Source organism: Pedobacter xixiisoli (genome assembly GCF_900215335.1).
Taxonomy (GTDB): Bacteria; Bacteroidota; Bacteroidia; order Sphingobacteriales; family Sphingobacteriaceae; genus Pedobacter; species Pedobacter xixiisoli.
The window spans coordinates 625,019-641,404 of record NZ_OCMT01000004.1 but is presented as its reverse complement, the minus strand read 5'-3'; the positions used below and the strand labels follow the sequence as shown (position 1 = coordinate 641,404).

Sequence of the window (16,386 nt, the reverse complement as noted above, 5' to 3'; positions counted from 1 at the left end):
AAAAATGAACGATATTAACATAAAGGTAGCCGTTATAGATATGAATAACGGGTTCCCTAATCAGGGAATGAGGGGTATACAAGAAATTTTACACCAATACAAAATTTACAACCAGCTTAATCTAACGGTAGATATTTTTGACATTAGGCAAAAGGGAGAAGTTCCAGATTTAAGTTACAACATTTACATTTCTAGTGGCGGCCCAGGTAATCCGTATGATGGAGAAGGACAAAAATGGGAGGCAGATTTTTTCGATTTGCTAGACAGAGTTGATGATTTTAACCTGATCAACGAAGAAAAAAAGTATGTTTTCCTCATTTGCCATTCCTTCCAGTTGGGATGTAGGAAATACGGATTGGGCGAAGTTACCCAGCGCAAATCTAACGCTTTTGGCATTTTTCCAATTACATTAACCGAAGCTGGGCAACACGAACGCATCTTCAATGGGCTTTACAATCCATTCTATTCTGTAGATAGCCGAGATTGGCAAGTAATACAACCCAATGATGGTGTTTTTGAAAAAATGGGAGCACAGCTATTGGCTATTGAGAAAGAACGCCCGCATGTAGATTTAGAAAGATGTATGATGGCCATTCGCTTTTCGCCCTACATGATTGGTACGCAGTTTCATCCAGAGGCCGACCCAATTGGCATGAAAATGTATCTTTCGCTAGAAGAGAAAAAGGAATTAATTATTAAAAATCATGGTAAAGAAAAATACGAAGATATGATTGACAGCTTAGAAAACCCTGATAGAATTATGTTAACGCAAAGTGTGATTTTGCCTAATTTCTTGGATGAGGCGATTAATGCGTTGCAAGAAGTTTAGTTATTTTACAAAATCGTCATTGCGAGGCACGAAGCAATCCTATAAATATCGTTGAGTAAATTATCGCTTTAGGATTGCTTCGTGCCTCGCAATGACGAACTATGAATGAAATTCAGCCATGATAAAAGAACTTAGAACAAGATTCAATACCAATTTTAGCCAAGAAAAATACCAAGCTTTTTTAAAGCAATTGGAAGAAGGCTATCCAGAAATTACTTTTCGGGTAGCTGAATCACCTATTTTAATTCCAGAAGCTTTAAAACAAAAGTTAATTGCTGCTGGAGATGAAATTATTGCATTGATCAAGCAGGATAACTTTAAAGAATTAACAAAAAATGCAATTCCGAAAGAATGGTTGGTACCTAACGAGAATGAGCAACCGCATTTCTTAACTTTCGATTTTGGACTTTGCAAAGATGAAAGTGGCGAAATCTCTCCAATGCTAATCGAAATGCAAGGTTTTCCATCGCTTTATGGATTTCAATCCCACTTGGCTAACCAGTATAAATCAGCATATGAACTGGATACAAAGCTCACGCCCTTCTTTGGCGGATTGACAGAAGAAAGCTATTTCCAACTACTAAAAAAAGTGATTGTTGGCAATTATCAACCTCATGAAGTAGTGTTGATGGATATAGATGCACTTAACCAAAAAACAGCTATCGATTTCTTTGTCACAGCCAGCAAAATTGGCATCAAAATCCTACCTTTAGAAGAGATTAAAAAAGAAGGTAAAAAGCTTTTTTATAGGCAAGACGATGAAAAAATCCAAATCAAGAGAATTTACAACCGCTTGATTTTTGACGAAATAGCCAACAACACTTCCATTTTTGAAAACAGTTTTGACCCTCGTGAGGAATTGGACATAGAATGGATTACACATCCAAATTGGTTTTATCGAATCAGCAAATATACTATGCCTTTTTTAAGCGGTAAATTTGTGACTGAAACCAGATTTTTGAGTGAAGTTGATGCTATTCCATCAGACTTAGAAAATTATGTGCTTAAGCCTTTATTTTCTTTCGCAGGAATGGGTGTTATTATCGATGTAAAGCAAAGTGACATCACTGACATAACAGACCCCGAGAATTGGATTTTGCAGCGCAAAGTAACTTACGAGCCTATTATACAAGCACCTGATGGTGGTGTAAAAGCAGAAATACGTTTGATGTATCTTTGGCCAGATGGCGAGGAACCGCAACTTTGCATCAACTTAGCCCGTTTAAGTCGTGGTAAAATGATTGGTGTACGCTATAATGCAGATTTTGATTGGGTCGGCGGCACGGTTGGATTGATGCAGCATTAAATCTTAATTTATCGTCATGCTGAACTCGTTTCAGCATCAGTTTTACAAAATGCATTTCGCTATTTAATTTCTCCTTTTAAACATCAAGAAATTAAGTGCATTAAGACTTTATTTCTTAACTCCTTAATGTTTAATCCACATTTCTTTTACAATCCCTCAACAATTAAACAATTTAGCTATATTACAATTAACCTATCTTTGTAACATGGATATTCAGTTCATATTAATGATTACGATTTTTGCCGCCGCATTATTTTATGTAGGGCGAATTATCTATCGTAGTATCGCTCCGAAAAAAGGTTCATGCGCTACAGGCTGTGGTAAATGCAGCGCAGATTTCAGCAAAATCCCTGACACCAAATCTTAATCGATGTTAGAGAAATTCCAATCGTATTTAAAAGAGCGCCTTTCCATTACTGATGAGCAAGCCAAAGAAGCTACAAGTTGCTTAAAAAGCAAAACCTTTAAAAAAGGTACTGTTTTACTCAACCCTGGAGATCTACGTTCAGAAAACTATTTCATTAACGAAGGCCTTTTACGTTATTTTTCTATAGATGAAAAAGGCAAAGAACATATTCTTCAATTTGCGCCAGAAAACTGGATGATTTCAGATCGTAATAGTTCGGTTTTCAACGAACCCTCTATCTTCTTTATTGATGCCATTGAAAACACCGAAGTTTTAATTGTTCCCAGCCATTTCTTTGTAGATATACAGAAATTATTACCACATATCTTAGAGCTTAATATCATGATGCTGCATAACTCTATTAGGTTTATGCAGAAACGTATCAACATGTTATTAAGTGCCACTGCCGAAGAACGATATCTAGATTTCATCAAACTATATCCCAACTTAACTCTACGCGTACCACAATGGATGATCGCATCCTATCTGGGCATTACCCCCGAATCTTTAAGCAGGGTACGTAAAGACTTAGCTAAAAAACATTTTAAGTAGATAGGTCAACTGTTCGAATTGCTTATTTCGTTAATCTATTGGTCACCAAACTAATGAACGAGTGAGCCAAGGAAACAATTTGATTACTTAACATACATCAACGTTTAGTTAAACAGCTCGCCATAACTTTGTGTTATCAAATTTAGAAACACAAAACTTAAAATATTATGGCAACAACTAAATGGGCTTTAGACCCAACCCACAGCGAACTACAGTTCAAAGTAAAACACTTAATGATTACTACGGTAACGGGAAGTATCAAGTCTTTCCAAGCAGAATTAGTATCTGAAGGTGACGATTTTACTAACGCAAACATTTCTTTCTCTGGCGATATCAGTTCTATCGACACAGGCAACGGCGATAGAGATGGTCACTTAAAAAGTGCTGACTTTTTTGATGCGGAGCAATATCCAGCCATCACTTTCAAATCTACCAGCGTAGAAAAAGATGGAAGTGACTATATCGTTAATGGTGATTTGACTATTAAAGATGTGACTAAAGCGGTGAAATTAAACGCAGAATTTGGTGGTATCGCAACCGATCCTTGGGGAAATAACAAAGCAGGTTTTACTTTAAGTGGTAAAATCAATCGTACAGAATTTGGCTTAACTTGGAATGCAGCCTTAGAAACTGGCGGTGTAATGGTGAGCGAAGATGTAAAAATCTTGGGCGAGCTACAATTCGTTAAACAAGCTTAACTAGAAAGGAGGCTGCTATGCCTACATTTAAAAAAATTGCTGCTATTCTAAACCCTGCTGCCCCACATATGGTCGGCGATGGGTTTAGGGTACACAATTTCTTCCCAAGCGGATACAAGATTAAAATGGATCCGTTTTACCTACTCGATTACAATGCAAAAATCGAGTTTTCACCAACTAATAAGTTGAGAGGCGTTGGTGTACACCCACATCGTGGGTTTGAAACCGTAACCATTGCTTATCAAGGCGCTGTAGCCCATCATGATAGCGCAGGCAACAGTGGTGTAATTTATCCGGGCGATGTACAATGGATGACTGCAGCAAGCGGTATCCTTCACAAAGAATACCACGAAGAAAACTTTAGTAAAAAAGGTGGAACATTTCAAATGGTGCAACTGTGGGTAAACTTGCCGGCAAAGTATAAAATGAGCACACCTAAGTATCAAGCGTTAGCAAACAACAATATTGCCAAGCATAAACTGCCCAACAATGGTGGCTTAATAGAAGTAATTGCCGGAGAATATCTAGGCACTAAAGGCAGCGCATCTACCTTTACTCCGATTGAGCTATATACCCTCAAATTAAAAACTGGCACAAAGGTTATTTTAACAAGCCCAGCGAATTATAACACAGCCTTGGTGGTAATAGAAGGTTCCATCTCAGTAAATGATACAGAGCAGGCGGCAACCAATCAGATGGTACATTTTACTAATGATGGTTCAGAAATAGCAATTGAGGCCAAAGAAGATTCAGTGGTTTTATTTTTATCTGGAGAACCTATTAATGAGCCGATTGCTCAATATGGCCCCTTTTTAATGAATAAGCCTGAAGAATTGCAGCAAGCAATTGAAGATTATAACACTGGAAAATTTGGCTACTTGGAAGAATGAGTTGTTGCGAGTTATGGGTTGCAAGTTGTGAGTCGCATAACCTGCAACTCACAACTTGTAACCTTTATATCTTCTCAATCAAACAAACTGCATAAGCCACCACACCTTCCTCTCTTCCTATAAAGCCCATTGTTTCGTTTGTTGTTGCTTTAATAGAAATATCATCCACTGAAATGCCTATTGCAGCTGCGATATTTTCTTGCATTTGCGGAATATGGGGATTGATTTTCGGAGCTTCTAAGCAAAGCATTGCATCAATATTCCCTATCTCGAATTTTTTTTCTTTTAGCAGCTTAACCGTTTCTTTTAGCAAAACCAAACTGCTAATTCCTTTCCATTGTGGATCGGTATTTTTGAAATGGAAACCGATATCTCTTAAATTTGCAGCACCCAATAAAGCATCGCAAATTGCATGTAACAATACATCTGCATCTGAATGACCAAATGCCCCTTTGTGATGTTCCAGATTTACACCACCAACCACAAAAGGATGATTGTCTTTTAACTGATGAACATCAAACCCGAACCCTACCTTAATACGCATATAAAACCTTTTATTTCGCTACACTATCAATACTCCAAGCTAACGTAAATCTCAATGTATTTGCTAACGGACTGTTTTGCGCATTAGCAATCAAGTACGAAAAATCAAGGTTAAATACGTTGTATTTTAATCCACCACCAAGAGTAAAGTATCTTCGGTCTCCTTTTTGAGGATTTTCGTAGAAATAACCAGCTCTAACTGCAAACTGTTGGTTGTATGTATACTCCATACCCGTTGAAATCCCAATCTCTTTCAGCTCCTCTTTAAATCCACCTGGTGCATCTGCAAAAGAACCGATAATTCCAGAAGGTACAGAACGATAAGGATCTTTACCAGAAATAATTTCACCTGTATTTAAATCTCTGATTGGATCTGTTGGAACCATCAATTTGTTAAAATCAAGTGCAAAGGTAAATTGGTTATAATCATCGATGATGAAGGTAGAAGCGCCACCAAGTTTCATATTTGCAGGCAAAAATCTCTTATTCTGAGTTTCAGCGTAACTCATTTTAGTTCCAATGTTGGATAAATTTAAGCCTGCCGATAAAATTGCATCCTTACCGAACAACACTGTTGGCTTCTTGAAAAATGCTGATACATCTACTGCAACCGCCATTCCTGCTTTCTGTTGACTACCACCAATTTGGGCAGATGTAAGATTTGAGCGGATGAAACGGGCTGTAGTACCTAAAGAAAAATTTTCACCAAATTTACGAGAATAGGTAGCATCGAATGCGAGTTCATTAGGATTGAAAGTACCTAGTGCACCTCCAGCTTCATCCGTTAAAGAAATATCTCCAAGTGAGAAATATCTTAATGAAGCTCCCAACACAGTTCTATCATCTAACTGATAAAAGCCACTTAAATAAGCTAAGTTAATGTCTGGAACCAAGTTTTTAAGCCAAGGGCTATAAGACAAGCTAACGCCATATGGCTTCTCTAAAAAAGCTAATTTTGCGGGATTGATGCTCATTGCATTTCCATCAGGCATTACAGCAACACCAGCCTCTCCCATTGCACCAGCCCTAGCATCGGGGGTAATTAATAAGAACGGAACGTCTGGATATACTCCATTTGTTTGCGTGGTGCTACTTCCGGAAGTAGTCTGAGCGAGAGCATTTTTTCCTAAAAACAAAAACAAAAGCAAGAAGGCTCTTCCTAGGTAGTTTAATTTCATCATAAAATAGTTAATCTGCGCAATTTAGTATAGAGTTCGTTAATTTCAAAAAGTATACTTGCAGTAATTTGTAATATGACTGCATAACGTTAAACAACACGCAATATTATTGCCAATGCTCTATCTCTGGTAGTCCATATATCTCTCAGTAAATAAAGCCTTAGCAATAAAGGCTAAAAATGATCAAAAACCAGCAAAAAACAAGGAGTACACAGCAAAACATTCCACATAAAAGGAAAAAAAATCCCCACCACAACTAATAAAAAAGATATTAACAATATTATGAAAATTTATTCGTTTAGTACCTTAAAACTAGAAAGTTCCATTTCAACAAGCTAATATTTAATTAAAATAAATTTCGTCAAAAAATGACCAAATAAAAAGATTTTTATTTCTCATTCCTTTTTTTGTGTATTTTTAACGACGAAAGTGCAATTCGCAATATATGAATAGAATATACCTATACGCATTAGTCTCATTATTTGGTGTTGGAGCCTTGAGTTCTTGCGGCAGCTCTAAGAAGGGTGGCGCAGTATCTGATAAAACAGGTTACAGTTACAACAAAAGGGAAAACGGTGGTTTTGAAGTAAAAACAAGCTTCAAAAGAGGACCTGGACCAGGTTTAATAGAAATTGAAGGTGGTGAATTTGTTATGGGGGGTAGTGGTGTTGAAATACCTGGACAAGATTTGGGTATGTACAACTACAAACGACAAGTTACCTTAAGTTCTTTCTACATGGATGAAACCGAGGTTTCGAACACCAACTGGTTGGAATATTTGCACTGGATTAGAACCACTTTTAGAGGAAAAGAGGAATTAGCGCAATACTATTATGAGGCACTTCCAGATACCTTAGTTTGGAGAAGACCTCTATCTTATAACGAACCTTACGTAAACAACTATTTAAGACATCCAGCTTATGGAGACTATCCAGTTGTAGGCGTGAACTGGCAGCAAGCAGCAGAGTACTGCGTTTGGCGTACAGACCGAGTAAATGAGTTTGTCTTAAGAGAAAAAGGAATTATGACTCCTTTTAAAGATTTGAATAAACCGACTGCTAAGGGTGGTGCCCCAGTTAAAAGATCTGATACGATATATAACACAGAAGCATACTTAAATGGGCAAAATAAAGATTTAGGAAAAAATGCACCTTTAGATTTAAGCGCAGATGCTGCAGCTGGAAAAGGAAAATCTGCACCTAGAAGAAATGTAAGATTGGAAGACGGAGAAATTCTTCAACCTTACCGTCTACCAACTGAAGCAGAATGGGAATATGCTGCATTAGGCTTAATAGGTAATACGCAATATTCCAATATCAACGAGAAAAGGGTTTATCCTTGGAATGGCCTAGGCATCACTTCTTCTAAAAAGTCTACCAGAGGTATGATTTTAGCCAACTTTAAGAGAGGAAAAGGAGATTACATGGGTGTTGGAGGTTCATTAAATGATAAAGGAAGTATCACTTCGTCGGTACGCAGTTTTACACCTAATGATTTTGGCCTGTATAATATGGCTGGAAATGTAAGCGAATGGGTTCAAGACGTGTACCGTCCTAATACTTACGAGGCTACTGAAGGTTTAAACCCATTTAGAGGTAATGAATATACAGATAAAGAGAGAGATCCTCAATCAAATTCAATCAAGTTAGATGGTAAAGGCCGCCCTATGATGAAACCTGCCGTAACTGGCGTAAAACAAACTTGGGCACAGTTACAATCAAACTATGTAGATAGTTCTTACAAAGCTGACCAAAGAGGATACAGAGACGCACAAACAGCGTTAGCTAATGGAGAAGTTCTGACTCTTTATAACGATAGATCAAGAGTATACAAAGGCGGTTCTTGGAATGACCAAGCAATATGGTTAAATCCTGCTGCAAGAAGATACCTGCAAGAAGACGAATCTGCTGCAGACATTGGTTTCCGTTGTGCGATGACCATGTTAGGTTCTTCAGAAGTTAGATCTGCTGGAAAAGCGCAATTCAAGAACAAACCAGCTAAACCTTTTAAAGTTAAGTAAGACTTGATAAATATATTAAGAAAAGGCTTTACAAGTTTGTAAAGCCTTTTCTTTTGCAGCGATATTTTGACTTTAAAATCCGTTATAAAGACACTGTAAATCGGGAGATTAATTCAGCAGCCATACTCAGTTAATCCAAAATAAGACTAGCACTAGCACAATCGAATCAGCCTTTAAAGTAAATCTAATCATCATTAAGGATTGTAATTTAAGACAAAGAGATCAACCTTCTTCAGTCTGACTAAGTTATTTCAGATATTATGTGAACTGACGATAACTTACATTATTCGCTTTTAGAAATTAACCCTATACATTGCTTCTAATTATAATTACTAGGACTGCAAACTCTTTAATACAATAAAAGCCCCGAAACAGTGCTTCGGGGCTTTCTTGTTTATGATTTTAAAATTCTATTTAGTTTTCTTATCCAGAATCTCTGCAAGTTTAGTATGCAATGCTTCGCCTCTTAAATCTTTAGCTACAATCTTACCATTTGGATCTAACAGGAAATTAAAAGGAATGCCTTGTATGCCAAAACTTTTTGAAACCTCATTATCCCATCCTTTCAAATCAGAGACGTGTGTCCAAGCTAATTTATCATCCTCTACAGCTTTTAACCAAGCTTCTTTAGTTGTTCTTGTATTGCCTCCATCTAAAGAAACACCTAAAACCGTGAAATTTTTATCTTTAAATTTATTAAAGGCTGCTACCACATTCGGATTTTCGTTTCTGCATGGACCACACCATGAAGCCCAAAAATCAACCAGCACATACTTCCCTTTAAAATCTGATAACTTAACAGGCTTACCATCAGGATTATTCTGTGTAAAATCAGCAACAACAACGCCTACTTGAGTTTTCTTAGCACCTTCTATAGCACCTTCTATGGCCTTTCCGTAAGGCGTAGCCCTAAGTTCAGGAGAGAACTTTTTGAAATCTTCATCAATAGGTTTAGGATCAAAATTGTATCCCATACCAGATCTGAAAGCTACTAGACCGATGTAAGAATTTCGGTTTTCTTGAGCAAATTTCTTGTAGATAGGATCTTTCTCAGCATTAGTCGCATCATATTTTTCCATGAAAGGCTTCATGAAGACATCGTCTTTCTTCTGCTCTGGTGTATAGCTACCATATTCTTTCATCAGTATTGCTATTTTATCATCGGTAGCTTTTAATAATGCCTTCAGTTTTGCATTATCCTCGTTAACCTTTGAGCCAGTTACTTTTGCATATTTTATCGAATCTGAAGCGGTAACATTTATTACTCCTGCCTCTAAGTAGAAAGGAAATGCATCAGCTGGTACTCTTTTCTTAGGATCTACGGCAGCATTATCATGTTTTATTCTAATGCTTGCTTGTGTAATTACTGGGACATTCCCTTTAAATTCAAAAGCGCCATCTTTTATATCCGCAGAGTCTGCTATCTTGTTGCTATAAGCTAAATATGCCTTAGCTGGAGCATTCAAACTTCCAACTTTACCTTTCACGGTAAAATCTAATTGTGCCATTAATGCCAACGGAGCTAGCAACACGGCCGAAAGAATTATTTTTTTCATCTTTTTATTAAAATGTTTAGATAAGTGAAGCCGCCTTAAGAGCTTCATAGTTTAGTGATATAAGTTGTAAATCAAATATACGATTATCTCGTACAACTTATGTAACTATCAGGTTAGTTTTTGATACGTTCGCCACCATAAATCAGGCATCTCTCCTTTAACAGCAGTGCTATAATCATCGTATCTGCAAGGCACTAAATGAAAGCGTTCATTTTTGGATCCATTTGCAGGATAAGGCACCTGCATCCACCATCTATCAGATTTTTTGCTTTTTACAAAATTCACTTCTGTAGCGCCGTCATTTACACTAGCTCTGTAGATAATGTACTGCGATTTTGGTGTCAACGGAAAATCTTTCTTACGGCTGTAATAACCATCCACAAAATACCATACCATTTGTGAAAGTAGCATGGCAGTTTGTCCGCCCTTATCAAAAGCCGGATTAAATTCGTAAAAACCAATGGAAGTAAGCTTGTCGCTCATTCCTGCGTAGCGTGAAATCCTGCAAGCATCTTCTCCGTAAAAACCGTTTGGCACCATGTTAGTATTGCCAGGAGCATCGCTAGAACGAATGGCTCCCATATCGAAACTTACCATATTCGCATTGCGGATTACAGGCTCGGAAACCGATAGATCGGAAACAAATTCACCCAACCGGTGCACATCAAAATACAATTTATCCATTACTCGCAAACTATCCTGATTAACGAAATAGGTTTGATAACCCATGTTGCTAAAATTGAAAAGGTAGTTTGGTTGATGAAAGAAAATCTTGGTTAAATAACTTTGAGAAGTGGTCGCAACCCCTTCCGTTTCGTCCTGTTCTAAATCAAAGCGATTATCAACTACCAATAAATCAACTTTTTGCTCCAAACTTTCGTAGCCCATGTATTGCGCATAGGTTAAATCTTGTCCACCACCAATAATGATAGGCACAATATCCAATTTAACCAATTCGGCAACCACAGTTTTTAGCGCAAAATAAGTATCAGAAACCTCCTGACCAGCAATGATATTTCCTAAATCGATAATTTTAGTTGGAAATTGCCCTTCGTTCAGCAAATAAAACTGCTCACGAAAATAATCTGGAGCTAAAGAACAGCCATTGTTATTCACCGCTCCCCTATCATCTTTTACGCCAACAATAGCCAAATCGTACTTCTCTTCTTCCAAATCAGGGAATGTATCGGTATAAAACTCTACCTTCATCCCCAATTGGCTCGTTAAAAAACCATTCCTAGGTGTGAATTTTTCTATATCTATCGGAGAAAAAAAATCTGATAAAGTCATAAAGCTATTTAAATTTCTGACCTCAAATATCTATTTTTGGGCGCATATATTAAGCGCATTTTTATTTTTTGTGCTTAAATCATCAAAAATAGAATGATACTCGTTACAGGTGCTACAGGTTTTTTAGGAGCAGAATTGGTAAAGCAGCTTACGGACCAAAATATACAGGTCCGGGCCATTAGGCGAAGCAGCTCTAAAATTCCGGCTTTGCTAGAAAATAACATGTTAGTTTCTTGGCATATTGCAGATATAAACGAACCTGAAGACTTAGCCGACGCCTTTGAAGGCATCACCAAAGTTTACCATTGTGCTGCAACCGTATCATTCGACCCAAAAGACAAAGCCAAACTTCTAAAAATCAACATAGAAGGAACGGCCAATATTGTAGCCCTTTGCATAGAAAACAATGCTCGATTGCTGCACGTAAGTTCTATTGCCGCATTAGGTTTCCCAAAAAAGGATGAATTAATTTCTGAAAAACATTTCTGGGATTACGACCCTAAAGCACACAACTATGCCATCTCTAAATATCAGGGAGAAATGGAAGTGTGGCGTGGTATTGCAGAGGGATTGGATGCAGTGATTGTAAATCCGGCGGTAATTATTGGAAAAAATGCAGGCTTCACTGGTAGTGGGGCCATCTTCAAACTGGTTAAAGAAGGATTGAAATTCTACACTGACGGTGCTACAGGCATTGTAGATGTAGAAGACGTTGCCAAATGCATGATTTTACTGATGGAAAGCGGCATTACCGATGAGCGTTATACCTTAAGCGCCGATAACCTACACTACAAAGATTTCTTCGCCCAAATTGCTAAAGGTTTCGGCATTAAAGCACCAAGCAAAGAAGCTAAACCATGGATGCTTGGCATTGCCTGGAGAGCCGCCAAGTTCGCATCTCTATTTACAGGAAAGCCAGCAGCACTCACCAAAGATGCCGCTCGTAGCAGTTTCAACCTCAGTTATTACACGAACCAAAAGATTACAGATACCCTCAACTTTAGATTTAAACCCCTAAACCAAAGCATAGCTGAAGTTTGCCATGCACTTAAATAAATGATTATCCCGCTGATGGGCCCCGATAAAAATGTGCAGATTAATGCAGATAATAAAAATCTGCTGAAATAAGCTAAAATAACAGTCAGCGAAATCTGCGGGAAAAATTAGAACGAAAACAGAAAATGAAACAGCAAAACTTTTACATCATTGATTTTGATAGCACTTTTACCCAAGTAGAAGCATTAGATGAATTAGCGAGAATTTCTCTAGCGAAACATCCAGAGCGTGAAGCTATCTATCAAAAAATTGAAGACTATACCAATTTAGCGATGGAGGGCAAAATGTCATTTTCAGAAAGTTTAGCGCAAAGGGTAAAATTATTAGATGCAACAGAAGAGCACCTACAAATACTCATCAAACATTTAAAGAAAAAAGTATCTAAATCTTTTTCCCGCAATGCGGAATTCTTTAAAAAACATGCCGATGAGGTTTTAATCGTTTCTGGCGGATTTAAGGAGTTTATCACACCAGTGGTTAGTCAGTACCACATTAAAAAAGAGAACATTTACGCCAACACTTTTGTAACCACAGGCGATGGCAAAATTATAGATTACGACCATACCAATCCATTAAGTGAAGAAGGTGGCAAAGTAAAATTGATGCACCAATTGCAATTACAAGGCGATTTATATGGCATTGGCGATGGTTATTCAGATTACCAGTTGCGTGAAAGTGGTTTGATTAAAAAGTTCTTCGCTTTTACCGAAAACATTGCTAGAGAAAGTATTGTTACCAAAGCTGACCACGTTACGCCAAGTTTCGATGAATTTTTGTACGTTAACAATTTGCCTCAATCAATATCTTATCCCAAGAACAGGATTTTGTGCTTGGTAGTCGGAGATGTACCTGAAGAAACCATTGCGTTCCTTAAAAAGGATGGGTTTTCTATTCGCCATAAAACAGAATTTGAAGAAAAATATGTGGCAGATGTGGGCATGTTGTTTTTAGCAAATGGCGAAAAAATTGAGGAAGAGAAACTGAGAAGAGCAGTAAAACTGAAAACTATTGGTTATTTGGGTAGCGCTAGAAATAAGTTTTCTTTCCAAACCTGCAACGAAATGGGTATTGTGGTTTTCGACGATCCAAAATCAAATCCTCGTAATTCACTGTTCATTCCGAAACGTGTAGCAGATTTCATGAATAAGGGTACAACTTATTTAAGTAGCAACTTCCCTAATTTGCAATTGCCAGCCATCGAAAAATCGCATCGTTTAATTCATATTCACAAAAACGTTCCAGGTATTATGGCGCAAATCAACACCATATTTGCCAAACATAATATTAATATTGTTGGGCAGTTTTTAATGACGAACTCTACTATTGGTTACGCCATTACGGATATTAATGCGGAGTACGACAAGCAATTGTTTAAATCGTTAAAAAAGATTGAGCATACCATTAAGTTTAGGGTTTTGTATTAGGTTTAATTAAAATTTTGCAGGATTAAGCACCCTGTCATTCTGAGCGCAGCGAAGAATCTGTTTCTTTATCGCAAGAACTTATAGATGCTTCGCTGCGCTCAGAATGACAAAACGGCTAAAAACTTATAAATGATTTTATCATCGTGGATACGGATTTCCAATTTTACGCTTATCATAGATAGGCCCAGCTAGTTATTGTCTTTTTAACACTGAAATAATTCCTCCCCCTTCCTTCCGAATACTCGGAACAAACTCTCCAAAGGGGACATATAGTTGCAGATGCATATTGTCTGAGCTAAGAAGGTTATTAAACACTTAAAGACAAAACAACATGGAACTAACTCCACAAATCAAAGAAAAAATCTCCCTGCTTCAAGAAAAATACGAAGCCATGGGACAAGATATGGTCTCTTACCTAGATGGCCTTTTATACGCAGATTTCCTCACTTATTGGGATTATATTCATTTGGATACTTTGCTGAGTTTACAAAGTCCGAAAACCCCGTTTCCAGATGAGGAAATTTTCATCATGTATCATCAGATTACGGAGCTATATTTTAAGCTTTCGTTACATGAATGCAAGCAAATCGCCCAACACGAAAATCTAACTGCAAAATTCTTCACCGAACGAGTAAAAAGAATTAATGCTTATTTCAATGCCTTAACTACCTCCTTCGAAGTAATGGTGAATGGCATGGAAAAGGAACAATTCTTGAAATTCCGTATGTCGTTGTTGCCAGCTAGTGGTTTTCAAAGTGGGCAATACCGTATGATAGAAATATCAGCAACAGATTTTACCCAACTGGTAGATAAGAGCAAAAGAGAAGAATTGTCCAATGCCTCTATCGAAGAAAAATTCGAGCACATTTATTGGAAATTCGGCGCTACAGAACTTTCTAGCGGCAAACAAACGCTAACCTTAAAACAATTCATCAGCAAATATGCGACTCAGTTTTTGGCGCTGGCCAAAGAAAGAGAACACAGCAATTTCGCATCGCTTTACAAACAGTTGGAAGCTAAAGGCGAGGATATAACTTTGCTAGCCGAAGAATTGCGTAAGTTAGATTTGTACGTGAACGTAGAATGGCCTCTATCGCATTACAAATCCGCTGTGCGTTACCTAGAAAAAGATCCTGTAGACATTGCCGCAACAGGTGGAACCAATTGGCAGAAATATTTGCCTCCGCGTTTTCAAAAACGAATTTTCTACCCTTTCTTATGGACTGAAGAACAGATGGAAGAGTGGGGCAAAGGATGGGTACTTAGTGTGTTGCAGACACTCAAAAGCAAACATTAATTTCGTTGTAAGAAGCTAAAAAACAATGATTTTTAGTACTTTTGCAGCAAATTAAATAACGAGGTCGCTCAAACGGCCGTCATTTCGAGCGAAACGTAGTGTAGCCGAGAAACCTTTAAATTATATCAAAAGATTTCTCCATTCCGTTTCACTCCAGTCGAAATGACGGCAGCGCTAGGGCTTCCTTAATAACTTCTATAAAATGACCGAAACAATAGACATCAAAGTAACCAAGGTTGAGCAAACTCGCCTTACAGTTACTGATTTTTCAGAGTTACCATTCGGTAAAGTGTTTACCGACCACATGTTTTTGTGTGACTATGAGGATGGTGTATGGAAAAATCCTAGAGTAGTTCCTTATGGCCCAATCCCGATGAGCCCAGCAATTTCTGCGCTGCATTACGGACAAGCTATTTTTGAAGGCATTAAAGCCTACAGACTACCTGACGGTAAAATCAGCATCTTCAGAGCTGACAAAAACTTCCTGCGGTTTAATAAATCGGCATCGAGAATGGCCATGGCCGAAGTTCCAGAGGAAATCTTCATGCAAGGTATGGCTGCGTTAATTAACGTTGATGAAAAATGGGTACCTAACCAAGAAGATTACGCACTTTATATTAGACCAGTAATGTATGCTACCGACCCTTACTTAGGTGTAAGACCATCGGACAGCTATACATTTGCGATTTTAACTACGCCAACTGGCAAATACTACAACAAAGCTTTAAGAGTTAAAGTAGAAACTGAATTCACTAGAGCTGATGATGGCGGTGTGGGTTATGCTAAAACAGCAGGAAATTACGCTCGTTCGTTATATCCATTTGAGGTGGCTAGAAAAGAAGGTTTCGACCAGTTAATTTGGACTGATGCCCAAACACATGAGTTTATTGAAGAAGCTGGAACTGCAAACTTAATGTTTGTAATTGATGGCAAATTAGTAACTCCTGCGGTTAGAACTACGGTTTTAGACGGTGTAACTAGAGATACTATCATCCAATTAGCAAAAGCTGATGGCGTTGAAGTGGAAGAAAGAAGGTTATCTGTTAAGGAAATCATCGAAGGCATTGAAAACGGTAAATTAACAGAAGCATTTGCTGCTGGTACTGCTGCTACGGTTACGCATATCGGTGAAATAGGTTACGAAGGCAAAACTTATACCTTAACTGATGTGGCTTCAAGAAATATCTCAAATGGTATTGCTAAAAAGTTAAACGATATAAAATATGGTTTAGCTCCAGATACTTTTGGCTGGAACTGGGTGATTTCTTAATCACATTCAGCATAAAAACAATAAAGCCCCGAAATTTAATTTCGGGGCTTTATTGTTTTTTCACATTACTT

Annotated in this window: 15 protein-coding genes; 11 read left to right on the top strand and 4 right to left on the bottom strand. The window is 37.7% G+C overall.

Features of this window, described 5'->3' with window-relative positions; translation table 11 throughout:
• The first annotated feature begins 4 nt into the window (after positions 1–4).
• The 6 genes from CRO54_RS18905 to CRO54_RS18880 all read left to right on the top strand — a co-directional run bounded on the left by CRO54_RS18905 (position 5) and on the right by CRO54_RS18880 (position 4,681).
• Positions 5–829, top strand: coding sequence for a type 1 glutamine amidotransferase (locus CRO54_RS18905; RefSeq protein ID WP_097133636.1), 825 nt, complete (start codon positions 5–7; stop codon positions 827–829).
• A gap of 118 nt (positions 830–947) precedes the next feature.
• Positions 948–2,135 (top strand): hypothetical protein, encoded by a 1,188-nt coding sequence (locus tag CRO54_RS18900; RefSeq protein WP_097133635.1) that lies wholly within the window; start codon positions 948–950, stop codon positions 2,133–2,135.
• Between the two features lie 205 nt (positions 2,136–2,340).
• The gene (locus CRO54_RS18895) at positions 2,341–2,502 is read left to right on the top strand and encodes a FeoB-associated Cys-rich membrane protein (RefSeq protein ID WP_097133634.1); all 162 of its coding nucleotides are present in this window, start codon (positions 2,341–2,343) and stop codon (positions 2,500–2,502) included.
• Positions 2,503–2,505: 3 nt separating this feature from the next.
• Positions 2,506–3,093, top strand: coding sequence for a Crp/Fnr family transcriptional regulator (locus tag CRO54_RS18890; protein WP_097133633.1), 588 nt, complete (start codon positions 2,506–2,508; stop codon positions 3,091–3,093).
• A 167-nt stretch (positions 3,094–3,260) separates the two neighbouring features.
• Positions 3,261–3,791 (top strand): YceI family protein, encoded by a 531-nt coding sequence (locus CRO54_RS18885; RefSeq protein WP_097133632.1) that lies wholly within the window; start codon positions 3,261–3,263, stop codon positions 3,789–3,791.
• A 17-nt stretch (positions 3,792–3,808) separates the two neighbouring features.
• Positions 3,809–4,681, top strand: a complete 873-nt coding sequence (locus CRO54_RS18880) for a pirin family protein (RefSeq protein ID WP_097133631.1) — start codon at positions 3,809–3,811, stop codon at positions 4,679–4,681.
• 64 nt (positions 4,682–4,745) lie between these two features.
• Here the strand turns inward: CRO54_RS18880 and ispF are convergent, their stop codons facing one another.
• Complete coding sequence (gene ispF / locus CRO54_RS18875; protein WP_097133630.1) at positions 4,746–5,225, bottom strand: 2-C-methyl-D-erythritol 2,4-cyclodiphosphate synthase; 480 nt, start codon at positions 5,223–5,225, stop codon at positions 4,746–4,748.
• 10 nt (positions 5,226–5,235) lie between these two features.
• Positions 5,236–6,402 (bottom strand): type IX secretion system outer membrane channel protein PorV, encoded by a 1,167-nt coding sequence (porV, locus tag CRO54_RS18870; RefSeq protein WP_097133629.1) that lies wholly within the window; start codon positions 6,400–6,402, stop codon positions 5,236–5,238.
• A 445-nt stretch (positions 6,403–6,847) separates the two neighbouring features.
• Here porV and CRO54_RS18865 point away from each other — a divergent pair, with 445 nt between their 5' ends.
• The gene (locus CRO54_RS18865) at positions 6,848–8,422 is read left to right on the top strand and encodes an SUMF1/EgtB/PvdO family nonheme iron enzyme (RefSeq protein ID WP_097133628.1); all 1,575 of its coding nucleotides are present in this window, start codon (positions 6,848–6,850) and stop codon (positions 8,420–8,422) included.
• Positions 8,423–8,832: 410 nt separating this feature from the next.
• Here the strand turns inward: CRO54_RS18865 and CRO54_RS18860 are convergent, their stop codons facing one another.
• Both CRO54_RS18860 and CRO54_RS18855 read right to left on the bottom strand, forming a co-directional pair.
• Complete coding sequence (locus CRO54_RS18860; protein ID WP_097133627.1) at positions 8,833–9,978, bottom strand: TlpA disulfide reductase family protein; 1,146 nt, start codon at positions 9,976–9,978, stop codon at positions 8,833–8,835.
• 108 nt (positions 9,979–10,086) lie between these two features.
• The gene (locus tag CRO54_RS18855) at positions 10,087–11,268 is read right to left on the bottom strand and encodes a formimidoylglutamase (protein ID WP_097133626.1); all 1,182 of its coding nucleotides are present in this window, start codon (positions 11,266–11,268) and stop codon (positions 10,087–10,089) included.
• 93 nt (positions 11,269–11,361) lie between these two features.
• Between CRO54_RS18855 and CRO54_RS18850 the strand changes: the two genes are divergently transcribed.
• From CRO54_RS18850 to CRO54_RS18835, 4 genes are all read left to right on the top strand, one after another.
• Complete coding sequence (locus CRO54_RS18850; RefSeq protein ID WP_097133625.1) at positions 11,362–12,324, top strand: NAD-dependent epimerase/dehydratase family protein; 963 nt, start codon at positions 11,362–11,364, stop codon at positions 12,322–12,324.
• 125 nt (positions 12,325–12,449) lie between these two features.
• Positions 12,450–13,748, top strand: a complete 1,299-nt coding sequence (locus tag CRO54_RS18845) for an HAD-IB family phosphatase (protein ID WP_097133624.1) — start codon at positions 12,450–12,452, stop codon at positions 13,746–13,748.
• A gap of 331 nt (positions 13,749–14,079) precedes the next feature.
• Complete coding sequence (locus tag CRO54_RS18840; protein ID WP_097133623.1) at positions 14,080–15,045, top strand: tryptophan 2,3-dioxygenase family protein; 966 nt, start codon at positions 14,080–14,082, stop codon at positions 15,043–15,045.
• A 202-nt stretch (positions 15,046–15,247) separates the two neighbouring features.
• Positions 15,248–16,315: a branched-chain amino acid aminotransferase gene (locus CRO54_RS18835; protein ID WP_097133622.1), complete on the top strand. Its 1,068-nt coding sequence runs from the start codon at positions 15,248–15,250 to the stop codon at positions 16,313–16,315.
• Positions 16,316–16,386: the final 71 nt, after the last annotated feature.